Source organism: Novosphingopyxis sp. (genome assembly GCF_965218915.1).
Taxonomy (GTDB): Bacteria; Pseudomonadota; Alphaproteobacteria; order Sphingomonadales; family Sphingomonadaceae; genus Novosphingopyxis.
Window position 1 is genome coordinate 3,027,782 of sequence record NZ_OZ244708.1, and the last position, 21,350, is coordinate 3,049,131.

The following is a 21,350-nucleotide window of genomic DNA, read 5'->3' on the forward strand; positions in this document are numbered from 1 at the left end:
AACAATCATCATTTGGTCTCTCCCGCAGGGGGTATTGAACCCTAGTTTGTTTCCATGCAACCGACCTATTTCATCAATCACGGGGGTGGTCCCTGCTTCTTCCTCAATCCTGGCCCGATGCGGGATGGGTGGAGCGAGCTTGAAGCCTATCTGCGTGACTTCATCGGCACGCTCGACAAGCAGCCACGTGCCATCCTCGTTATTTCCGGGCATTGGGAAGAGGTGCGCCCGACGGTCAATTTCGGGGCCGCCCCGCCGCTGCTATTCGACTATGGCGGTTTTCCCGATCACACCTATCGATTGACGTGGCCTGCCCCCGGCGATCCGACCCTCGCGATACGGGTCCGTACCCTGCTCGGCGCGGCCGGTATCGATAGTGGCGCTGATACGACACGCGGCTGGGACCACGGTGTATTCGTGCCGCTGAAGGTCATGTTTCCTCGCGCCGATATCCCGACCGTCCAACTGTCGCTTCAGCACGGGCTTGATCCCGCGACGCATCTGGCGCTCGGTCGCGCACTCAAGCCGTTACGCGACGAGGGCGTATTGATCGTCGGCAGCGGGCAGACCTATCACAATATGCGCGGCTTCATGGGTGGCGGCGGCAGCGCCGATCCCGCCGCGGAGGCGTTCGATGCGTGGCTGCGCGCGGCGATGACGGACGGCGCAACGCGCGACCGCTCGCTGATCGATTGGGCAAAAGCCCCCGGCGCCCGACAGGCTCAGCCGCACGAAGATCACCTGCTGCCGCTGATGGTGGCCGCCGGGGCTGCGTCGGGCGAGCAGGGCCAGATCGCGTTCCACGGCCATGCGTTCGGCAAGCCAATTTCCGGCTTCCGTTTTGGATAATCAAAGGAGACCTGACATGACCAAACTTCTCGTCGTTGAGACCAGCCCGCGCGGCGGCCATTCCATCTCACGCAATATGACCCGCCGCTTCGTCGCGGACTGGCGAACCGTACATCCGGCAAGCGAGGTAATCGAGCGCGACTTGATGGAGACTGATTTACCGTTCGTAACAGCGCCTTGGCTTCAGGCATATTTCACGCCGCCCGAAGAGCATTCGCCGGAAATGAAAGACGCGCTGCGTCTATCCGACGAGCTAGTTGGTGAAATCATCAGCGCCGACCACATCGTGATCGCCACGCCTGTCTACAACTATAACATTCCCGCAGCTCTGAAGGCGTGGGTGGACCATATTGTCCGCAAGGGCATGACACTGGGCTTCGATGGAAGCGGCCTTGTCACCGGCAAGAAGGCGACGGTGCTGATCGCCTCGGGCGGCGTCTACACCGAGGGATCGCCGATCCGCGACCGGGATATTGCGACCCAATATCTGCGCCTGATCCTGGGCGTTATCGGTATCACCGACGTAACGGTCGTCGCTGGAGGCGGCGCGAAGGCCGTCGATATGGGCGAACAGACGATGGATGGCTTCATCGCCTCCGTCGAACCTGAAATCGAGCGTGCCGCCGCATGAACTATTCGCAACGCAACATCGCCGAAACCTTTTGAGACATTTGAGATGGTGTCAGAACCGGTCGGTTCTGACACCATCGGCCTATGCTCGCATTTCTGCGGGTTGCGCAGTGTCATAATCGCAGGTCAGTGGAGGCGACGCCGGCCAGCGTCTTGTCAGACTCGGCGCAGAGTACGTGGAGGATCGCACCGACTAGCAGCGTGTGGCTCGTCTTCTCCCAGTGGTTGCGCTTGTCGAGCGACCCTTCCGGATCGACAAGTATGTCGGCGACGTTCTGGACGTCGCGAACCTCCCAATCGCCGCGGCGCACTTCGAGGAGCGGATTGTAAGCGGCGGAGTTCGGGTTGGTCGGATCGAACAGCATCACCCGGCCATGCTTTGCCCGAAAGCCGGCGGTGACCTGCCAGTTCTCGCCCTTGAAGTCGTGGACGATGGCCGAGCCCGGCCAGGTCAGCAGTGACGGTACGACGAGCCCGACGCCCTTGCCGCTCCGGGTCGGCGCGAAGCACAGCACATGCTCGGGTCCGTCGTGGCGCAGATAGTCGCGCTCCAGCTTGCCGAGCACCACCCCGTCCGCGCCGAGCAGCCCGGCCGCCTTCACCTCTCTTCTTGGCCCAGCGCGCCGAGCCATAGGTCTCGGCGGTCCTGGCTTCGCTCGCGCGCCATACCGACCTGCCGGTGGCGACCGCGATAGAGATGAATCCACCCGATGCTGCGATGTAGGCGCCTTCGACGAAAATGGACGGCGCATAAGCATCGTAGCAATACCACCACCAGAAAAACGACGGCGGATAAAAGATTGGCCGGCCAGTTCGAACCACGTATACCCTTATTGGGGCTGAAAGCCGAGCTGCCACGCCGACCATTGCGTCGCCGCCCAGGTCGTGATCAGCACGATCAGGAAAACGACGCTGCTCTGGCCCCAGAGGATCTTGGTCGCGGACATCCGCGGAGTTCCTTTCGAAATAGGACTCGATGCTGGCGAGGGTTGATTTCAAGGGGAGTAGCAAAACATCGGGCCCAATAGCGCAAACGTCGAGGCTCGTAGCAACCGACGCTACTTGGTCGTTTGCGGAAAGACAGGTTTCAGCAGCGGATCAGCGGCAATGGTTTGGATTGGGGTGGTTTGCTCTCGCCGACCCGACGCGACGCGCGTTGCTGGCTCGACTCTCCGAGGGCGAAGCCACGGTGACCGAACTGGCGAAGCCGTTCGGCTGCAGCCAACCGACCATAACCAAGCACTTAAAGGTTCTAGAACGCGCCGGTCTCATTTCGAGTGCGGTCGATGCGCAGCGGCGCCCGCGCCGCATGGAAGGCGATGCCCTGAAGCCAGCGATCGATTGGCTGAAACACTATCGCGAGACCTGGGCCAACAATTACGAACGGCTCGATGCCGTTCTCGAAGAGCTCCAACTTCTGGAAAAACAAGCAGAGAAAGGAAAAACGACATGACGAATGCAACCGATGTGCAGGAAGAAGGCGAGAAAGCGATCGTCATCACGCGCGCGTTCAATGCAATGCGATTGGCGTTGATACGTACAAGGATGCAGCATCTAGCCTCTCTATAGAGTCTACTACGTGCCACCGGGCAGAAGGACTGCGCAAACATCATGTCCAGCGCAGCTTGCCGCGAGGCGCGATCCACGGCCTACCCAGTTCGCTTCAATTCCGCGCCACTGAGTAGTGCGTTGATGTAGCCTGCGACAATATCCGCCGCCATGATTAAAGACGTGTCTACCGCATGGATGTAGCGGCTGGCGATGGTTCCCTGCGCGTGGCCGAGCAACGCCGCCACCGTCGAACTCGGTGAACCACAGATCGTTGGCGATGCTCGCAAAGCTGTGGCGCAGCACGTGCGGCGTCAGCTGCCGCTCCTCGGCTGGGTTTTCGCCTTGGGCAACCCGCCCAAGAAGAATACGCGCCTCCAGGCGAGCGGTGTCCGGGGCCCACGCGCCATGGGGGCCGATCGTAAACCGCCGCGTCCGACCGGCGGCGCGGTATTGGACGACGTAGCTCTTTCGTCCCGGCGCGAAGACGCGTAGTCCGAACCCAAGCAGTTCGTCGTCCCAGAGAAACAAGTCTTTCGCGCTCGGTTGGGCTTGGTCAACGGTGCGCTTGCTCAGTTTCGCCACGAGGTCTAACTCCTGATGGCCGACGGTTTCCGGAACCGTTTTCCGGAAGCGAGACGGCAGCACCCGAACGGAAACTTTGAACCGTTCTAAGATACTGGCTTCGGCGGCGTAGGGAACTGAGATCATTTCGTAGTAGGGGTTTGGCGGACCCTAGCGTGCAAAGAGAAGACGTACCGAAATCAGTCTGTTACCGCTCCAAAGGCGAAGGCCATAGGTTCGAATCCTGTCGGGTGCGCCTGTTATGGCCATAACGGCAGGGTTTGCATCGCTTGCAAACACCTCGCCGACAAAATCGGGCGATAAAACAGGCGCAGCCCGCCGTGGATGCATTCCGAGCGGCCCTCAGGGGTTGAATTTCAAACGCTGAGCGTCATGAGCCAATGAGGCCGATGCGCACTTTCGTACCCGGATTGTTGGATTCGACCGCAATCGTCCAGCCGTGAGCCTCGACGATCGCGGCGGCGAGGTTGAGCCCCAGCCCGTGACCGGGGCGCGTGCGGCTTTGGTCGAGCCGCACGAACCGCTGGAGGACGCGGGTTCGGTCCTCTGACGCGATGCCATGACCATTGTCGGCGATCACCAGCGCCAGCGCGTTCAGCGTCAACGTGATGTGCGTGCCGATCGGCGTATGAACCATGGCATTGTCGAGCAGGTTGGCAATAATCTGTGATATCAGCTCGCGGTCGCCGGCCACGGTGACGGAGCCGTCGATCGCGCATGCGAGGCTGCACCCGCTGTCCTCGATCGCGGGGGCGTAGCTTTCGCATATGTCGCGCGCGATTTCATCGAGCCGCAACGGGACGAAATATCGGCTCGCGGCGCCCCGTTCGAGTTCGGAAATCCTGAGGATAGCCGCGAACAGTTTCAATATGTCATCCGTACGCGCGACCGCGCTTTGGACATCCTCTTCCCGCACGCCATCGCCCGACCGCATCTCCTCGAGATGATTGCGAAGTCGCGAGAGCGGGGTGCGGAGGTCGTGGGCGATGTCGCTCGATATCTGGCGAAGATTGTTCATGAGGCGCTCGATCCGGTCGAGCATGCGGTTCAGCGTGCGCGCCAGATCGTCGAACTCGTCGCCGCGCGGGCCGATCGGCATGCGCCGGGCCAGATCGCCCGAGACGATCGCCTCGGCGGTGCGCCCGATCCGGCCGATGCGGCCGCGCAGATAGGCGCCGAGGATCAGGCCGCCGACGATGCCCAGCAGCAGGATCGCGAGCGAAGCGACGGCGAAGATGACGAGGATGCGCCGGTCGATCGCCTCCAGCGGTTCACGGTCGGCCGCCACCGCGAGCCGCGTGCCATCGGGCAGGCCGATCGCCAGGGCGCGCCCCGGATCGGCGCCCTCCTCGGGATCGATGAAGATGATATTGCTCCAGCCGAGCCGGGGCCGCCCGGTGTCCATATCGCCCGCGATCCGACGACCATCGGCGGCAAACAGCGCGAACCCCAGCTCGCCCGGCGAGCGTAGCCGCTCGCGCGCGCGGATCGATTCGATCAGGTCCTGACGTCCCTCGTCGGCATAGCGCGCCTTCAGATCCAGCGCGGTGCTCTCGATCTGCGCGTCGAGCTGGCGCACCAACGCGGCGTGCGCGGCGAGATAGACCATCAGGCCGAGCAGCAGGGTGGCGAGCACGAACGCGCCCGAATAGATGAGCGCGATACGGTAAGCGGCGCTGCGCAGCGGGGCGGCTCGCGCCCGCTCATGCATCGGACCGGATCCGGTAGCCCGCGCCGCGCACCGTCTCGATCGCGTCGGTCCAGTCGCCGGCGTTCAGCTTGGCGCGAAGCCGACTCATATGCGTCTCGACGATGTTGGTCTGCGGATCGAAATGGAAATTCCACACCCGCTCGAGCAGCATGGTTCGCGTCACCACGCGGTCCGCGCCGCGCAGCAGTTCCTCGAGCAGCCGAAACTCGCGCGGCTGCAGCGGGATCGGTTCGCCGCCGCGCGTGACCTGCCGCTTGAGCAGATCGAGCCGGATCGAGCCGACCTCGAAATGCGTCTCGATTTGCCCTGCCGGTGCGCGGCGCGACAGCGCGTTGAGCCGCGCGGCGAGCTCCGAAAAGGCGAAGGGCTTCACCAGATAGTCGTCGGCGCCCGCTTCCAGCCCCTCCACCCGGTCCTCGATCTGGCCCATCGCGGTGAGCAACAGCACGGGCGTGGCGATCGCGGCGGCGCGCAGGCGGCGGAGCACCGACAGCCCGTCGAGGCCCGGCAACATCCGATCGAGGATCATCAGGTCGAACGGATCGGTAGTCGCCAGGTGCAGCGCGTCCTCGCCGGTCGGCGCGATCGCGGTCTGATAGCCCAGTTCGCCGAGCCCGCGCGCGACGAACCGGGCCATTTCCTCATCATCTTCGGCGATCAGGACGCGCATATTGCCCGCCCGCCCGGCAAGCGATCAGTGCTTGCCGCCATGTTTGGCTTCATCGGCGGCCTCATGCGCTTCGTCCCTGGCATTTTCCCAGCTATTTTCGACGATGCGGCCATTTTGCGGGTCTACCCCGATTTCATGGATCCGGCCATCCTGCCGGATATCGAAGGAATAGCGCCAGCTGCCGTCTTCCTTTTCCAGTTCGGCTTCGGCGATGACACCGCCCGGTGCTTCCTTCATCGCAATGGCGCGCGCCTCAGCCATCGTGATCCTGGCGGCGGGCGCGGCTTCGTGGCCCTGATGCGTGACGCCGGCGATGGCCGCGCCGCCAAGCGCGAGCGCGCAAAGGGTGGTAGCGATGATTTTCTTCTGCATGACAGGACTCCTGATACTGGCTCGCGGCTTGCGAACCTTGAAACCGGTTATGCCAGCGCGCGGATTGGGGATCCATTTCCGGCAGATTACAATCTCCCAATCTTGGCGCCCGCCCCGCCGCTCATCAGGTGCTATATCTTCAACCTTTCCAGAAAGTTGGATTGATCTTCCCCAACGCCGAGGGCAGCCGCCTAGAGATTGCTCTGCATCAAAGGGCTTGCCCCTGCCCTTATGCTGCTATCATCAGGCCGGGCACAAAGGGACAAGCGGTTGATTGCGCGGCGGAAACATCGGGGCGGACCCTGGCGGGCGGCATTGGCGCTTCCGGCGCTGCTGCTGGCATCCTGCGCGACCTACGCGCCGGTTCCGCTCGGCGGCGCCGACGACCTGCTCGCCCCGCCCTCGCTCGCGCTGCTCAGCGCCGATGCCAAGATTATCGACCGACCGTTTCTGACACCCACCACCATCGACTTCGCCGCGCCGCTGGACGGCAATGCGGTGGCGGTGCTCGCGGTGCTGAACAACCCGGACCTGAAGGCCATGCGGGCCCGCGCGGGGGTCAAGAGCGCGCAGGCGTTTGCCGCCGGGCTGCTGCCCGATCCCAGCATCAGCGCGGGGTTCGACCATATTCTGTCCGGCCCCGATCCGGTCGACAATCTAGCCGCCGCTTTCGGGTTCGATCTCAATGCGCTGCGCACCCGCCATGTGCTGGTCCGGCAGGCGCGCGCCGAGGAGCGGCAGGTGCGGCTCGATCTGGCCTGGGCGGAATGGCAAAAGGCGAACGACGCGCGCACGCAGGCGGTGCGGGCGTCCGCGCTGGAGCGGCAGTTCGATCTGCTGCGCCAAAGCCGTGCCTCGGCGCAATCGCTGCTGAGCCGAACGCTCGACGCGGCGGGCCGCGGCGATTATGCCGCCGATAAGGTGCAGGCTGCGCGGCAGGCGGCGTTCGACATCACCCAGCGCTACCAGACCGCCGAGGCGGACCTGGCGGCCGCGCGTTACGAACTCACCCGCTTATTGGGTCTGCCGCCGGAATTCCCGCTCCAACTCGCCCCGCCCCCGCCGCCGACGTCGCTGCCGCCCGCCGCCACGTTGTTCACGCTCGCACTTGAACGGCGCACCGATCTTGCCGCGCTCAAGGCCGGTTACGCCGCGCAGGAAGCGGCCACGCGCAAGGCTGTGCTCGACCAGTTCCCCAATCTCACCGTCACCGCCAACGCGTCGCGCGATACCGGCAACAACAAGCTGCTCGGCCCCGCGATCGACCTCTCGCTCCCGCTGTGGAACCGCAATCGCGGCGGCATCGCCATCGAACGGGCGACACGCGAAGCGCTCCGGGCCGAATATGACGCGCGCATCTTCCAGACCCGCGCCGAGATCGCCGCCGCGCGCGAGGCGGTGAACATCGCCGAGAAACAGCGGCTCGCCGTGCTGGATGGTCTGCCCGCGCTCGAGCGTTTCGCCGCCGCCACGCGCCGCGCCGCGAACCGGGGCGACCTCGCGCTCGCCACCGCCGAAACGGCCGAACAGGCATATCGCGATCAACAGCTGCTCCTTGCGCAGACCGAGCAGCAGATCGCCGAGAATATGATCATGCTCGAACAATTTAGCGGTGCCCCGAGGGAGACCTGGCCATGACACGGATTTTCGCCGGGGCGCTCCTGCTCGCGCTCGCCGCCTGTTCGTCCGGATCGGACACGCAGGATAAAGCGCCCGAGCCCGCCGCTCTGGTCAAACTGGCGCAGGTCGGCAGCGGGCCGGTGGAGCAATCGGTCACCATCTACGGCGCGGCGCAGAACGATGCGACCAACCAGCGCACGTTGACGGCGCCCGCCGAGGCGATCGTCGCGCATTTCGTGGTGGCCGAGGGTGATCCCGTAAAAAAGGGTCAGTTGGTCGCGCAGCTTTCGCCGAGCCCGACCACCCGACTCGACATCGCCACCGCCAAGGCCGGTGCGCAATCGGACAAGCTCGCTTACGAGCGCGCCAAACGCCTGCGCGCCGACGGGCTGGTCAGCGACGCCGAGGTCGAGAGCGCCCGCGCCGCGGCGCAGAGCAGCGGCGCCACCGTCGCCAGCCTGTCGGGGCGCGCCGGATCGCTGTCGCTGCGCGCGCCGGTCGCCGGCTATGTTCAGACCTATCCGGTGGCCGAGGGTCAGCTCGTCGCCGCGGGCACGGCGGTGGCGACGATCGCGCAGGCCGGCGATCTGCGCGCGCGCTTCGGCATCGATCCTGCGATCGCGCGGCAACTTGCGCGCGGCGGATCGATCGATATCCAGCGCGGGCCGGGCCTGCCGCCGATCACCGCGCCGATCGTTTCCGTGGACCCGGTCGTCGATCCCGCGACACGGCTTGCCTCGCTGTTCACGCGCATTCCGGGCAGCGCGGGGATCGGTGCGGGCGAGCCGCTGCGCGCCAATGTCACGACCGAGACCAGCGGCACCGGCCCAAGCATCCCCTATGCCGCGCTGCTCAACGAGGGCGGCCAGCCCTATGTCTACACCGTCTCCGATGACGTCGCGCACCGTCAAGACGTTACGGTCGGCGCGACCGACGGATCGATGGTCGCGATCACCGGCGGCCTGCGGCCCGGCGCGATGGTGGTGGTCGCGGGCGGTACCGCGCTCGAGGACGGCATGAAGGTACGCACCAAATGACGAGCGCGCCGATGAAAGGGGCTCCGATCAAAGGGGTATTGGCCCGTCATTCCCGCTCGCTGTGGCTGGCGGTGATCCTCGTCACGCTGGCGGGCGTCGCGGCGGCGACGCGGCTGCCGGTCGGCATCTTCCCGCATATCGATTATCCGCGCGTGGTCGTGGCGGTCGATGCGGGTGACCGCGACGCGGCGCAGATGGAGGTCGAGATCACCCGCCCGATCGAGATCGCCTTGCGCGCGGTGCCGGGCGTCACCCGCATCCGATCGACCACCAGCCGCGGTTCGGCCGAGGTGTCGCTGAATTTCGACTGGGGGCGGGACATGGTCGCCGCCACGCTGGCCACGCAATCGGCGCTGGCCGCACTCTCGGCGCAATTGCCGCAGGGCACCAGCTTCGACGTGCGCCGGTCCGATCCGACCATCTTCCCCGTGCTCGGCATCGCGCTGACCTCGGACAGCCTCGATCAGGAGGCGCTGCGCCAGCTTGCCGAACTGCGCGTGCGCCCAGCGCTCACCGGCGTGCAGGGCGTTGCCGGAATCGACATTCTCGGCGGCTCCCCGCGTGAATTCGCGGTCGACGTCGATCCGGGGCGGCTCGCCGCGCTGGGCCTCAGCCTCGCCGATGTGCAGGGTGCCCTGTCCAACGCCAATGTCGTGCGCGGCGCCGGGCGGATCGAGGACCGCCACCGGCTCTATCTGGTGCTCGTCGAACGGCGCATCGCCACCATCGAGGATCTGCGCGCCACGCCGCTGAAATCGGGCAGCGGCGACGGCGCGGGCGTGGTGACATTGGGCCAGGTCGCCGATATCCACCCCTCGGCAGAACCGGTGTACACGCGGGTGACATCGGACGGTAAGCCTGCGGTGCTGGTCAATGTCCGCCAGGCGCTGAACGGCAACACCGTCGCGGTGGTCAAGGATATCGACGCGCGGCTCGTCACCGCCGGCTTGCCGCCCACGGTCAAGGTCACGCCGTTCTACGATCAGTCCGAGCTGGTCAGCGGCGCCGCCAGCGCGGTGCGCGACGCGATCCTGATCGGCGCGGTGCTGGCGGGGCTGGTGCTGTTCCTGTTTCTCCGGTCGGTGCGGATGATGCTGATCACCGGGCTGATGCTGCCTGCCGTGCTCGCCGCTGCCTGCCTGTTCCTGCTGGTCCTGGGCATGAGCTTCAACATGATGACGCTGGGCGGCATGGCCGCCGCGGTGGGCCTGGTGGTCGACGACGCCGTGGTCGTGCTCGAACATATGGCGCGGCGGCTTCAGGAAGGCGCGGAGGCGACGGCGCGGTCGATGCTGGCCTCGGCTGCCGAGATGACGCGGCCCTTGTTGGGCTCCACATGCGCCACCGTCGTCGTGTTCCTGCCGCTGGCCTTTATCAGCGGCGTGTCGGGCGGCTTCTTCAAGGCGCTGGCGATCACCATGGTCGCCGCGCTGCTGGTGTCGCTGGCCTATGCGCGGCTGGTGGTGCCGCTGCTCGCGGCGCACTGGCTGCGGCAGAAGGATGTCGAGGCGATCGGGCGCGGCGAGAAAATGACCGCGCGCCTTGGCAACTTCTATACGCGCAGCGGCGACCGCGTGTTTGCCAGGCCCGGCCTGTTCGTGGCGCTTCTGGGTCTGGGCCTCGCGCTGCTCGGCTTTGCCGCATGGTCGCATGTCCCTTCGGGCTTCATGCCCAAGATGGACGAGGGCGGGTTCGTGCTCGATTACCGTGCGCAGCCGGGCGCGGCGATCGAGGATACGGATCGGCTGCTGCGCCAGGTCGAGCAGATCATCCGGGATACGCCCGAGGTGGCGAGCTATTCGCGGCGCACCGGCGTGCAGCTCGGCGGCGGGCTGACCGAGGCCGACGAGGGCGATTATTTCGTTCGGCTGAAAGGCGGATCGCGCCGTCCGATCGAAGCGGTGATGACCGATATCGGGGACCGCGTGAGCGCTGAGGTGCCCGGACTGGAGACCGAATATATCCAGTTGATGGAGGATCTGATCGGCGATCTCACCGCCGTGCCCGAACCGATCGAGGTCAAATTATTCGGCAATGATCCCGCAGCGCTCGCCGCCGCCGCGCAAAAGATCGGCGGCGCGATCGGCAAGGTGCAGGGCGTGGCCGAGGTGGTCGATGGCCTGCGCGTCGCGGGCGATTCGATCCAGATCTCGGTCGAGCCCGGCCTCGCCGCGCAGCAGGGGCTCGACGCGGACGCCGTCGCCGCGCAGGTGCAGGCGCTGATCGGCGGCAGCGCGGACGCCAGCATGCGCATCGGCGAGCAGCTCGTCACCATCCGAGTGCGCGGACCGCAGGATCTGCGGAGCCGCATTGCCGATGTCGAAAACCTGCCGCTGATCGCCGCGGACGGCCATGCGGTGCGGCTCGCCGAAGTCGCCGCCGTCGGCATCCTTTCAGGCCAGCAGCAGCTGACGCGCGAGGATCTGGCGCCGTTCATTGCGGTCACCGCGCGGCTCGACAAACGCGATCTCGGCTCGGCGATGAAGGAAATTCGCGATGTGGTCACCAAACTCGGCCTGCCCCGTTCGATCCGCGTCGAATATGGCGGGCTTTACGCGCAGCAGCAGCAGAGTTTCGCCGATCTCGGCATGGTCTTCGCCGCCGCGATCCTGCTCATCGCGCTGCTCATCACCTTTCTGTTCGAACGGCTGGCCTGGACCCTGGCGGCCATCGCCACCGTGCTGCTGTCGGCCGCATCGGTGCTGATCGGGCTGTGGGTGACCGGTATCGAGCTCAATATTTCGGCGCTGATGGGTCTCACCATGGTGGTCGGCATGGTCAGCGAGCTGGTGATCTTCTTCCTCGCGGAGATCGACGATGCCCATGCTGCGCAGGACGCCGCCGCGCAGGACGACAATGCCGAGCGGACCGGCCTGCTCGCGCAGCTGCGCCATGCCGGGGCCAACCGCATGCGCCCGATCGTCATGTCGGCGCTGATCGCGATCCTGACGCTGAGCCCACTCGCGCTGGGCATAAGCCGCAACGCCGGGCTGCAGCAGCCGCTCGCCACCGCGATCATCTTCGGCCTGTTCGCCGCGGTGCCGCTGGTGCTGCTGTTCCTGCCCGCCGCGATCTGGCTGATGGACAATTTCCACGGCCACACCCGCGCCGATTTCGATCCCAAGCCCGGCCCTGCCGAGCCTGCCATGTCCTGACGCTGCCATGTCCTGACACCGGGCGCGTCGTTCCCCCAAAGGAAGCATCGACGCGGTAGGCGTATCAACGATATTATGCTTTAAGCGGCACTATCCGCTATTTCCGAATGACCACATACCCGTTTTTATCATCGCGGACGCACCGGTTCTCTGGCAGCGATCGACCGCCACCGCCTTGCGATCAGGACGCCTGCAGATATTGACCCAAGCCGTTCCACCCATCCGCGTAATTGCGGTTTATCGCTTCACTTCGTTCGAGGATTTGGCTTCGATCCGCGACACGCTCGATGCGGCATGTCGATCGAAGGACGTAAAGGGCACGCTGTTGCTGGCGCGCGAAGGCATCAACGGTACCATTGCCGGTAGCGACGCGGCGATCGCGGCGGTGCTTCGGCACATCCGCGCGCTGCCCGGCTGCGCGGATGTCGGCGTCAAGGAAGCGCGGGCGGCGGCAATGCCGTTTCACCGGTTGAAGGTGCGGATCAAGCGCGAGATCGTGACCATGGGCCGGCCCGACATCGATCCGGTCGGCGAGGCCGGCCGATATGTCGCGCCGGAGGACTGGAACGCGCTGGTCGACGATCCCGATGTCATCCTGATCGACACGCGCAACGATTACGAGGTGGCGATCGGCAGCTTTCACGGCGCGGTCGACCCCCGCACCAAGAGCTTTCGCGACTTTCCGGAGTGGTTCGAACGGCATCGCGGCGAACTGCAAGCGGGCGAAAACCCTCCCAGAATCGCGATGTTCTGCACCGGCGGGATACGCTGCGAAAAGGCCACCGCCTATCTCAAACGGCAGGGACTGGACGAGGTCTATCATCTGGAGGGCGGCATTCTCTCCTATCTCGAACGGATCTCGCCGGAAGCGAGCCGCTGGGAAGGCGAATGTTTCGTGTTCGACGAGCGGGTGAGCGTGGGTCACGGCCTCGAACAGGGCAGCCACGAGCTGTGCCGTGCGTGCCGTATGCCGGTCGGCGAGGCGGAGCGTAAATCCAAGCTTTACATGGCTGGGATCAGCTGCCCGGCATGCCACGACCAGCGCAGCGACGAGCAGCGCCGCGGCTATGCCGAACGCCACCGGCAGAGCACGCTGGCCGAGGCGCGCGGCGTAGCGCATGTCGGCGCGCGCCAACCGGGCAGCAACGATGACTGAGCCCGTCCTCTACAGCTTCCGCCGCTGCCCCTATGCGATGCGCGCCCGCATGGCGCTGCACGTCGGCGGGATCGCTTGCGAGCACCGCGAGGTGCGGCTGCGCGACAAGCCGGAGGCGTTGATCGCAGCTTCTTCCAAGGGAACGGTGCCGGTGCTCGTACTGCCGGACGGCAGCGTGATCGACGAGAGTATCGACATCATGCGCTGGGCGCTCGGTCGCAATGACCCCGAGCATTGGCTCGAAGGCGACGACGCCACGCTGATCGCGGCCAATGACGGTCCGTTCAAACATCATCTCGACCGCTATAAATATGCCAGCCGTCATAATAGCGATGCGGCTGAACACCGCGGCGAGGGGATGGCGATATTGGCGGCGCTCGACCGGCGCCTCGCCGCACAACCTTTTCTGTGCGGCGCGCGGCGGACGCTGACCGATATCGCGGTCATGCCGTTCGTGCGCCAGTTCGCCGCGACCGACCGCGACTGGTTCGCCGCGCAGACGCTGCCGCATCTGCAGGCATGGCTCGCGGGTCTGCTTGCGTCACCGCTGTTTCAGGCGATCATGGTCAAGCGCGAGCCATGGCGCGCCGGCGATTGAGCGACCGCATGGTCGTCCCGGTTCAGTTCGCCGCGCCGAATTGCTCGGTGCCGGGCTTTGCGGCCTGTTCGCCATCGTTTTCCGCGGCCTCCCAGCCGCCGCCGAGTGCCTTGAACAGGGCGATGCTGTATTGCCGGAGCTGCGCGTCGCTGCCCGCCAGTTGCTCGCGCGCCGACAGCAATTGCGCGGCCGCGCCCAGCGCATCGTCTTCGGGCACGAACCCGGCCGCGTAGCGCGCCTCGACCGCCCTGGCGTTGGCCTGCGCATCGGCCACCGCCTGCGCCAGCGCGCCGTTGCGGCGGCGCTCGGTGTCGATCTGCGCCAGCGGATCCTCGACATCGCGCAGCGCGCCGAGCACGGTCTTGCGATATTCCAGATAGGCCTGATCGCGCGCCTCTTCCTGCCGGCCGACCGCCGCCTTGCGCTTGCCGAAATCGAGGATCGGGAACTGGCCCAGCGCGCTGCCGGTCAGTTGCAGGCTGTCGCCGCTGATCAGGCTGGTGAGCGCGGTCGAGATCAGCTGCGCCATGCCGGTGAGGCTGAATTTTGGATAGAGATCGGCCACCGCGACACCGATATCGGCGGTCGACGCCGCCAGATCGCGCTCGGCCGCGCGGATATCGGGACGGCGGCGCAGCAGGTCGGACGGCAGGCCCGGCGGCACCAACGGCGCGGTGACCAGCGGTGCCTCGAAGCTTTGCAATTCGGTGTCGAGCGCGGCCGGCTGCCGGCCCAATAGCAGCGCGATCGCGTGGCGGCGCACCGCCATGTCCGCGCGCACCGGCTCGATCCGTGCCTGATTGGCGGTCAGGTCATTTCGCGCGTTGATCGCTTCGATACGCGGGATCAGGCCGACGTCGGCATTGTGATCGGCGATCTGGACGATGCGTTGCTGAGCCGCGATTTCCGCCTCGATCACCTCCATCTGCTGCCGGTCGAAGCGCAGCGCGAAATAGGCCTGTGCCACTTCGCTCGCCAGCATCACCGCAGCATCGCGGCCGTTCCAGATCGCTGCCTCGGTGCGCGCCCGCGCCGCCTCGGTTCCGCGCACCGCGCCGCCGAACAGGTCGAGCTCCCAATCGGCATCGAACCCGGCCGAATAGGTGGTGATGCCGCTGCCTGGCAGCGCGAAGCCGTTGGCCGCCGAAGCGCCGCCGCCGCTCCCGCCCGATGCGCCACCGCCACCGCCACCGCCAGAAAACTGGCGGGCGATACTGGAAAATCCGGCGTTCTTGCTGAATTCGATATGGCTGACGCTGGCCTGGGCATCGATCGACGGCAGCCCCGCCCCGCGCGCGGTGATTTCCTGCAGCCGCGCCTGCCGCACGCGCGAGATGGCGATGGCGATGTCCGGATTGTCCTTCAGCGCACGTTCGATGAGGGCGGTCAGCTCGGGATCGTCATAGGCTTTCCACCATATCGCAGGATCGATCGCGTCCCCGCTCGGCGCGGGACCGGTAAAGGCGGCGGGAATATCGGCCACCGGCGCGCTGTAGTCCGGCCCGACGGTGCAAGCGGACAGCAGCAGGCTACCGATGACGAGGGTTTTGCAGCGATTGTTCAATGTCCGGCTCCCGCCGGCGCGGAGCCGGGTTTCGGTTTGCGCATGAGAAAGACCAGCGGCGACACGACCAGCACGATCGTCATCAGGAAATAGAACACGTCGATGAACGAGATCATCGCCGCCTGCCGTTGCACCTGGCTGTATAGAATAGCGATCGCGGTCTGGTCCTGCCCGCCGATCGCGCCTTGCGCCCGGTCCATCCACTGGTTGTAGTTCGGATCGAGCGGATTGAGCGTCTGCACCATCTCGGCCTGATGAAATTGCATCGAATTGGCGAGCTTGGTCTGCGATACCGAAATGCCGATCGACCCGCCGAGGTTGCGGCAGACGTTGAGCAGGCTGGAGGCCTGCGCGGTCTGCGTCTGTTTGAGCCCGATATAGGCCACCGCGTTGATCGGCACGAACAGGAAGGGCAGCGCCACTGCCTGATAGAGCCGCGCGATCGCGGCGTCGGCGAAGCTCATATCGGCGTTGAGCTGCGCCATGTTCCACAAGGCCGCGCCCTGCACGAGCAGCGCCGGAAACAGCAGCCAGCGCACGTCGACCTTGTCGCTCAGACGCCCGGCGAACGGCACCGCCGCCAGTGTCGCGAAACCGCCGAATGTCAGCGCGAGGCCGGCGTCCAGCGCGCTGTAGCCGAGCACCTGCTGCAGCATCTGCGGGATCAGCTGGGTGGTGCCGAACAGAATCACGCCGGTGATCGTCATGACCAAGAGCGTCATCGAGAAATTGCGGTTCTTCAGCAGCCGCAGATTGACCACCGGGTCCTTGTGATTGAGTTCCCAGATCACCAGCGCGATCAGCGACACCGCTGCGATCGAGGCGGTGACGGTGATCAGCGAACTGGCGAACCAGTCCTCGCGCAGACCCCGGTCGAGCGTATATTCGAAAAATCCAAGACCCAGGGCTACCAGCGCCACACCGACATAATCGATATTGAGCCCGTCCTTGAAACGTTCCGCGCGGTCCTTTTCGACCTGTTCCGGCTCATCGACGAAAATCTGCACCAGAAAAACGGCGAGAATGCCGACGGGCACGTTGATCAGGAATACCCAGTGCCAGCTGGCATATTCGACGATGTAGCCGCCCAGCGTCGGCCCCAGCACGGGTCCGACCACGACCACGATGGCGAAGGCGGCAAAGGCCATGCCGCGCTTGTCCGGCGGAAAGGTGTCGGCGAGCATCGACTGCTCGACCGGTGCCAGCCCGCCGCCGCCGATGCCCTGCAATATCCGCGCGATAACGAGCGTCGTGAGGTTCGGCGAAATACCGCAGAGAAAGGAGGCGCCGGTGAACAGCATGATCGAGAGCAGGAAATAGCGCTTCCTGCCGATCGCATCGCTGAGCCAGCCGGAGATCGGGATGACGATGGCGTTGGCGACGAGATAGCTGGTCAACACCCAGGTCGCCTGATCGGTCGATACCGACAGGCTGCCGCCGATATGATCGAGCGCGACATTGGCGATGGCGGTGTCGAGCACCTCCATGAACGTGGGGATCGAGATGATCGCGACGATCAGCCACGGGCTGTAACGCCCCGCCGCCGAGCGCGAAGGCGTCCAGCCATGACCGGCGGATGCGGCGTCTGCCATCGGCTTAGCGCACCTTTACGGTGGGCACGGCCGACATGCCCGGGCCGATCGGATATTTGCGCGGATCGGGGCCGTTCTTGACGTCGAAGACGATCCGCACCGGCACGCGCTGCACCACCTTGACATAATTGCCGGTGGCGTTCTGCGGCGGCAGCACCGCGAACGCCTGGCCCGCGCCCTGCTGGAAGCTGTCGACCTTGCCGATGAATTCGACGCCCGGAAAGGCGTCGATCACGATCGTCACCGGCTGGCCGATGCGCATCTGTTCCAGCTGCGTTTCCTTGAAATTGGCGGTGATCCACATCTCGTCGGGAATCACCGCGAGCAGCTGCGTGCCGGGCGAGACATAGGAGCCGATATTGACTTGCCGGTTGACCACCTGCCCGTCGATCGGCGCGGTGATCCGCAAATTGTTGATGTTGGTCTGCGTCGCCTTTGCCGACGCCTTGCGCGCCGCGATACCGGCTTCAGCGACATTCGCCTGCTTGCGCGCGACCTCGACGTCGGCGTCCGCGCTTTCGATCTGGCTGCGCGCCGCGGCCGCGTCGGCGGCGGTCTGGCGGGCCTCCTTGCGCGCTTCGTCGAGCTGCTGGCCGGACACGGCGTTGGGATCGAGCGCGGCAAGCTTCCGGTAGCGCGTCAGGTCCTGCTGCGCCTTGATCGCCGCGGCGAGCGGCACGCGCGCCTGCGATGCCGCCTGTCGGCGCTGCGCGATCATCGCATCGATCTGCGCCAGCGCCTGGCGATATTCCTCGTTCGCCTGCCGCACATTGGCTTCGGCCTCGTCTTGCCGGTCGACCTGGCCCGAAGGCTCGATCACCGCGAGCACGGTGCCGGCCTTGACGTGGCGGTTGTCGACATTGGCGACGCTGACCAGCGTGCCCGCTTCCTCGGCGGCGAGCCGCACGATATGCGCATCGATGAATGCGTCGTCGGTCGATTCATACTGGCGCGCATTGAGATAATAGAGCGTGCCGCCGATCGCGATCGCCGCGACGACCACGATCAGGATGATCCAGAAGATCGGCTTCTTGAATAGCGACTTTTTTTTCGGCTGGTCGTCTGCGGTATCGTCGCCGGCGTCCGCGTTCGACTCATCCGCATTCGCATCGGTATGCGCATCTGCCTGCTCTTCGCCCGACTGCTCGGCCTGTTCCTCCTCCTGCGTCTGATCGTTCTGGTCGGTCATGAAAGGTCCTTCGGGCGATTATTGGCGGCAAGGCCGTCGAGCATGGCGTCGACATTGGCGGCGAGGCAGGACTGTATCGCCGCGCGGATCTCGGCGTCGTAGTGCCGAAGGCCCAGCTGGCGCAGCAGCGAAGCCTTGGACGAGCGTGGGCTCATTGCCTGCCCCACCAGCGCGGAGGTGACGATCGCCGCGGTCCGCCGGTCGGCTCCGGTGGCGATCACCACCAGCGTCGCGAGCGTGCCGAAAATATGTTCCAAGAAGCCGTCATAGATCCGGTCGAACGCGGCGGTGGGATTCATCTGTTCGCGCAGGATGAAGCGCGAATGGTCGGCGGTGCCGTCGTCAGTCATCTTTTCGGATAGCAGCCGGAAGATCGCCTGCAGCTTCGCGCGCGCCGCCAGACAATCGCCGGGGGCGATGGTGTCGGCGCCGTCGACATGGACCGCCATGCCTTCTGCCAGCGTCTCGGCAATGCGGTCGGCAGCGGCCAAGTAAAGACCTTCCTTGCCGCCATAGTGATAGGTGATCGCGGACATCGCGCTATCCGCAGCGCCCGCGATCTGCCGCGTGCTGGCGCCTTCCAGGCCGTGATAGCCGAAGGCCGCGATCGCAACATCGAGAAGCCGGTTAGGAGTCATGGCGAAGCATATAGTTCGATCGAACGAACTTGGCAAGACATGCTAAGAATTTTGTTCTTACGAAGTGAGACTGCCGCGGCGGCGCCTGTCCATAGCAGCCTCAGGAAGCCGAAGTGACAGTGCGGGCGGCACGCGCTACGATATGTTCATCGCTATCCACTGGAAAAGGCCCCTTTATGCGTTTCGCGCTTTTGCCCCTGTTGCTCACCACCGCCGCCTGCGCCCCGACCGCACCCGGTACCCTTGCGTCCGCAAGCGTGCCGTCCGACGCGGCGAGCTATGACCTGGCCGGCCAATATGCCAAGCTGGCGCGGATCGTCATGGAGCCGGACACCAGCTTTCTGAACGCGGAACAGCGCGATGTCGTCAATCTGCTGATCCAGGCGTCCGACTTGGTGAGCGAAGTTTATCTTCGTCAGCGTTACCCGGGCAACCCCGCTTTCCGCGCGCAGATCGCCGCCAGCGACCGGCCGGACCGCGACCTGCTGCTCAAGATGTTCGACCGCAATTTCGGGCCGTGGGATTCGATCGAGGAACTGCATCCGTTTTACGGCACCACCGCGATGCCCGAGAGCGCGGGCTTCTATCCGCCGGACATGACCCGCACCGAGTTCGACGCCTATATCGCCGCGCATCCCGAGCAGAAGGCCATCCTCACCAGCCCTTACACCGTCGTTCGCCGCGACGGCGACGCGCTGAAGGCGGTGCCCTATTCGGTGGAATATGCCCAGTGGCTGCGGCCCGCCGCTAAATTGCTAGAACAGGCCGCGGCGCGCACCAGCAATCCGAGCCTGAAGAATTTCCTGTCGCTGCGCGCCAAGGCGTTCCTGTCGGACGACTATTACGAGAGCGAACTGGCCTGGATGGACCTGACCGGCACGCCGATCGAAGTCGCGATCGGCCCTTATGAGGTCTATACCGACGGGCTTTACGGCGCGAAGACGGCGTTCGAAAGCTTCGTTACGTTGAAGGACCCCGTGGAGTCCGCCGCGCTGGACAAGTACAAGCATTATCTGCGCGACATGGAAGCCAATCTGCCGATTCCCGACAGCGAGAAGAATTTCCAGCGCGGCTTCGAAAGCCCGATCGCGGTGGCCGAGCAGGTGCATGGCGGCGGCGACAATGTGCCCGGCGTGCAGACCATCGCGTTCAACCTTCCGAACGACGAGCGGGTGCGCGAAGCCAAGGGCGCCAAGAAGGTGATCCTGTCCAACGTACTCGGCGCGAAATATGATCGCATCCTGAAGCCGATGGCGACGCTGGTGCTGAAGCCCGATCAGGCCGGGCTGGTCGCGAAGAAATATATGCAGCTCCACACGCTGTTTCACGAGCTGTCGCACAGCCTGGGACCGGGCACGATCATCGTTGCCGGCAAGGAGACCACGGTGAACGAGCAGCTGCGCGACCAATATTCGGCGCTGGAGGAATCCAAGGCCGATGTCATGGGCATCTGGAACATTCTGCTGATGATGCAGAAGGGCGAACTGCCGGTGGCGGAGAAGCCGCAATTGTTCGCCAACTTCATGACCGGCATTTTTCGCTCGGTGCGCTTCGGCACGCAGGAGGCGCATGGCAAGGGCGCGGCGCTGCAATATGGCTATCTGAAAAACAAGGGCGCGTTCCGCTGGGACGATGCGGCGAAGCGCTATGTGATCGACGATGCCAAGATGGAGAACGGCATCCGCGATCTGCTGCACGACCAGCTGATGCTGCAGGCGCGCGGCGATTATGAGGGGACGAAGGCGTTCTTCGGCCAATGGGCTAAGCTAGATGCGAATGCCGAAGCGGTGATCGCGAAAATGAGCGACATCCCGGTCGATATCGAACCGGTCTATCCGGACACAATTTGAGGCGGCCGCATGGCGGCCGCCCCATCATTATATCAACGTCTAAAAAAACCTTATGGACTCAGCGCGTTTATTTGCCGCTGGCGACATTGAGGGTGCGGCGACCCTCGAGCCGGTCGAGCGCGTAAATCGCGGCGCGGCGGCTGTCGACCACGCGGCCATCGGCCAGGATCAGATCGAAATGCTGCTGCGCCGCGACCGCGCGCTGCAACGTCGCCTTGGCCGCTTCCATCCGACCGACGCGGGCATAGGCGTTGCCGAGATTGATCAGGCGCGCCGGATCATCAGGCAGTTCCGCCGAAGCACGTTCGAGCTGCTCGATCGCGGCATCATTCTGGCCGGATTGCATCGCGGCAAAGCCGAGCTGTCCCTGCTCATAATTGATTTCCTGCGGATCGGCGGGCGCTTCAGTCGATGCCGGCTGGACCGTCGCGGCGGCACCGGCGAGCAAAAGGGACAAAAACATGACACTCTCCTATCAGATTTATGACAGTAAAGTGACATATTGCCGTTTTATATGCAATGATTTTGTAATATAGATGTCATTTAATATCTATGCGTTTGATTTCTAACGCAAAGGTTCGCCACA

At 64.9% G+C, this 21,350-nt stretch carries 18 protein-coding genes and 2 pseudogenes; 9 read left to right on the forward strand and 11 right to left on the reverse strand.

The window, feature by feature from the left end:
- Positions 1-54: 54 nt before the first annotated feature.
- Complete coding sequence (locus tag ACOQPC_RS14295) at positions 55-849, forward strand: DODA-type extradiol aromatic ring-opening family dioxygenase (RefSeq protein ID WP_420606380.1); 795 nt, start codon at positions 55-57, stop codon at positions 847-849.
- A 16-nt stretch (positions 850-865) separates the two neighbouring features.
- A complete protein-coding gene (locus ACOQPC_RS14300) occupies positions 866-1,480 on the forward strand; it encodes an FMN-dependent NADH-azoreductase (protein ID WP_420606381.1) in 615 nt (204 codons plus the stop codon).
- Positions 1,481-1,610: 130 nt separating this feature from the next.
- Here ACOQPC_RS14300 and ACOQPC_RS14305 read toward each other — a convergent pair.
- Positions 1,611-2,426, reverse strand: a pseudogene (locus tag ACOQPC_RS14305) (type IV secretory system conjugative DNA transfer family protein); the annotation flags it as partial.
- A 242-nt stretch (positions 2,427-2,668) separates the two neighbouring features.
- Here ACOQPC_RS14305 and ACOQPC_RS14310 point away from each other — a divergent pair.
- Positions 2,669-2,932: an ArsR/SmtB family transcription factor gene (locus ACOQPC_RS14310; RefSeq protein ID WP_420606382.1), complete on the forward strand. Its 264-nt coding sequence runs from the start codon at positions 2,669-2,671 to the stop codon at positions 2,930-2,932.
- A gap of 196 nt (positions 2,933-3,128) precedes the next feature.
- Here the strand turns inward: ACOQPC_RS14310 and ACOQPC_RS14315 are convergent, their stop codons facing one another.
- The 5 genes and pseudogenes from ACOQPC_RS14315 to ACOQPC_RS14335 all read right to left on the reverse strand — a co-directional run bounded on the left by ACOQPC_RS14315 (position 3,129) and on the right by ACOQPC_RS14335 (position 6,365).
- A complete protein-coding gene (locus tag ACOQPC_RS14315) occupies positions 3,129-3,275 on the reverse strand; it encodes a hypothetical protein (RefSeq protein ID WP_420608193.1) in 147 nt (48 codons plus the stop codon).
- Between the two features lie 130 nt (positions 3,276-3,405).
- Positions 3,406-3,738: pseudogene (locus tag ACOQPC_RS14320) on the reverse strand (Arm DNA-binding domain-containing protein); the annotation flags it as partial.
- Positions 3,739-3,982: 244 nt separating this feature from the next.
- Positions 3,983-5,323: an ATP-binding protein gene (locus ACOQPC_RS14325; protein ID WP_420606383.1), complete on the reverse strand. Its 1,341-nt coding sequence runs from the start codon at positions 5,321-5,323 to the stop codon at positions 3,983-3,985.
- The gene (locus ACOQPC_RS14330; protein ID WP_420606384.1) at positions 5,316-5,993 is read right to left on the reverse strand and encodes a response regulator transcription factor; all 678 of its coding nucleotides are present in this window, start codon (positions 5,991-5,993) and stop codon (positions 5,316-5,318) included. The genes ACOQPC_RS14325 and ACOQPC_RS14330 overlap by 8 nt, the downstream gene beginning before the upstream one ends.
- Before the next feature lie 24 nt (positions 5,994-6,017).
- Positions 6,018-6,365: a PepSY domain-containing protein gene (locus tag ACOQPC_RS14335; protein ID WP_420606385.1), complete on the reverse strand. Its 348-nt coding sequence runs from the start codon at positions 6,363-6,365 to the stop codon at positions 6,018-6,020.
- Positions 6,366-6,680: 315 nt separating this feature from the next.
- On the opposite strand from ACOQPC_RS14335, the gene ACOQPC_RS14340 reads away from it, so the two are divergent.
- The 5 genes from ACOQPC_RS14340 (at position 6,681) to ACOQPC_RS14360 (ending at position 13,931) form a co-directional block, all read left to right on the forward strand.
- Complete coding sequence (locus ACOQPC_RS14340) at positions 6,681-8,003, forward strand: TolC family protein (RefSeq protein WP_420606386.1); 1,323 nt, start codon at positions 6,681-6,683, stop codon at positions 8,001-8,003.
- Complete coding sequence (locus ACOQPC_RS14345; RefSeq protein WP_420606387.1) at positions 8,000-9,022, forward strand: efflux RND transporter periplasmic adaptor subunit; 1,023 nt, start codon at positions 8,000-8,002, stop codon at positions 9,020-9,022. Before ACOQPC_RS14340 ends, ACOQPC_RS14345 begins: the two co-directional genes overlap by 4 nt.
- 38 nt (positions 9,023-9,060) lie before the next feature.
- Entirely contained in the window at positions 9,061-12,177 is a 3,117-nt protein-coding gene (locus ACOQPC_RS14350) for an efflux RND transporter permease subunit (protein WP_420606388.1), read from the forward strand.
- A 199-nt stretch (positions 12,178-12,376) separates the two neighbouring features.
- Entirely contained in the window at positions 12,377-13,333 is a 957-nt protein-coding gene (locus ACOQPC_RS14355; RefSeq protein ID WP_420606389.1) for a rhodanese-related sulfurtransferase, read from the forward strand.
- Positions 13,326-13,931, forward strand: coding sequence for a glutathione S-transferase (locus ACOQPC_RS14360; protein WP_420606390.1), 606 nt, complete (start codon positions 13,326-13,328; stop codon positions 13,929-13,931). The genes ACOQPC_RS14355 and ACOQPC_RS14360 overlap by 8 nt, the downstream gene beginning before the upstream one ends.
- Before the next feature lie 22 nt (positions 13,932-13,953).
- On the opposite strand, the gene ACOQPC_RS14365 is transcribed toward ACOQPC_RS14360, so the two are convergent.
- Genes ACOQPC_RS14365 through ACOQPC_RS14380 form a run of 4 tightly spaced genes read right to left on the reverse strand, consistent with a single transcriptional unit; the run spans position 13,954 to position 18,914 of the window.
- Complete coding sequence (locus tag ACOQPC_RS14365) at positions 13,954-15,495, reverse strand: efflux transporter outer membrane subunit (protein WP_420606391.1); 1,542 nt, start codon at positions 15,493-15,495, stop codon at positions 13,954-13,956.
- Entirely contained in the window at positions 15,492-17,087 is a 1,596-nt protein-coding gene (locus ACOQPC_RS14370) for a DHA2 family efflux MFS transporter permease subunit (protein WP_420606392.1), read from the reverse strand. The genes ACOQPC_RS14365 and ACOQPC_RS14370 overlap by 4 nt, the downstream gene beginning before the upstream one ends.
- A 4-nt stretch (positions 17,088-17,091) precedes the next feature.
- Positions 17,092-18,276 (reverse strand): HlyD family secretion protein, encoded by a 1,185-nt coding sequence (locus ACOQPC_RS14375; protein ID WP_420606393.1) that lies wholly within the window; start codon positions 18,274-18,276, stop codon positions 17,092-17,094.
- The gene (locus tag ACOQPC_RS14380; protein ID WP_420606394.1) at positions 18,273-18,914 is read right to left on the reverse strand and encodes a CerR family C-terminal domain-containing protein; all 642 of its coding nucleotides are present in this window, start codon (positions 18,912-18,914) and stop codon (positions 18,273-18,275) included. The genes ACOQPC_RS14375 and ACOQPC_RS14380 overlap by 4 nt, the downstream gene beginning before the upstream one ends.
- A gap of 176 nt (positions 18,915-19,090) precedes the next feature.
- On the opposite strand from ACOQPC_RS14380, the gene ACOQPC_RS14385 reads away from it, so the two are divergent.
- Entirely contained in the window at positions 19,091-20,764 is a 1,674-nt protein-coding gene (locus tag ACOQPC_RS14385) for a dipeptidyl-peptidase 3 family protein (RefSeq protein ID WP_420606395.1), read from the forward strand.
- A gap of 67 nt (positions 20,765-20,831) precedes the next feature.
- On the opposite strand, the gene ACOQPC_RS14390 is transcribed toward ACOQPC_RS14385, so the two are convergent.
- Complete coding sequence (locus ACOQPC_RS14390) at positions 20,832-21,227, reverse strand: tetratricopeptide repeat protein (RefSeq protein WP_420606396.1); 396 nt, start codon at positions 21,225-21,227, stop codon at positions 20,832-20,834.
- Positions 21,228-21,350: the final 123 nt, after the last annotated feature.

Coding starts and splice junctions, on each gene's coding strand:
- ACOQPC_RS14295 (WP_420606380.1), top strand. CDS start 55: ATGCAACCGACCTATTTCATCAATCACGGGGGTGGTCCCTGCTTCTTC.
- ACOQPC_RS14300 (WP_420606381.1), top strand. CDS start 866: ATGACCAAACTTCTCGTCGTTGAGACCAGCCCGCGCGGCGGCCATTCC.
- ACOQPC_RS14325 (WP_420606383.1), bottom strand. CDS start 5,323: ATGCATGAGCGGGCGCGAGCCGCCCCGCTGCGCAGCGCCGCTTACCGT.
- ACOQPC_RS14330 (WP_420606384.1), bottom strand. CDS start 5,993: ATGCGCGTCCTGATCGCCGAAGATGATGAGGAAATGGCCCGGTTCGTC.
- ACOQPC_RS14335 (WP_420606385.1), bottom strand. CDS start 6,365: ATGCAGAAGAAAATCATCGCTACCACCCTTTGCGCGCTCGCGCTTGGC.
- ACOQPC_RS14345 (WP_420606387.1), top strand. CDS start 8,000: ATGACACGGATTTTCGCCGGGGCGCTCCTGCTCGCGCTCGCCGCCTGT.
- ACOQPC_RS14360 (WP_420606390.1), top strand. CDS start 13,326: ATGACTGAGCCCGTCCTCTACAGCTTCCGCCGCTGCCCCTATGCGATG.
- ACOQPC_RS14370 (WP_420606392.1), bottom strand. CDS start 17,087: ATGGCAGACGCCGCATCCGCCGGTCATGGCTGGACGCCTTCGCGCTCG.
- ACOQPC_RS14375 (WP_420606393.1), bottom strand. CDS start 18,276: ATGACCGACCAGAACGATCAGACGCAGGAGGAGGAACAGGCCGAGCAG.
- ACOQPC_RS14380 (WP_420606394.1), bottom strand. CDS start 18,914: ATGACTCCTAACCGGCTTCTCGATGTTGCGATCGCGGCCTTCGGCTAT.
- ACOQPC_RS14385 (WP_420606395.1), top strand. CDS start 19,091: ATGCGTTTCGCGCTTTTGCCCCTGTTGCTCACCACCGCCGCCTGCGCC.
- ACOQPC_RS14390 (WP_420606396.1), bottom strand. CDS start 21,227: ATGTTTTTGTCCCTTTTGCTCGCCGGTGCCGCCGCGACGGTCCAGCCG.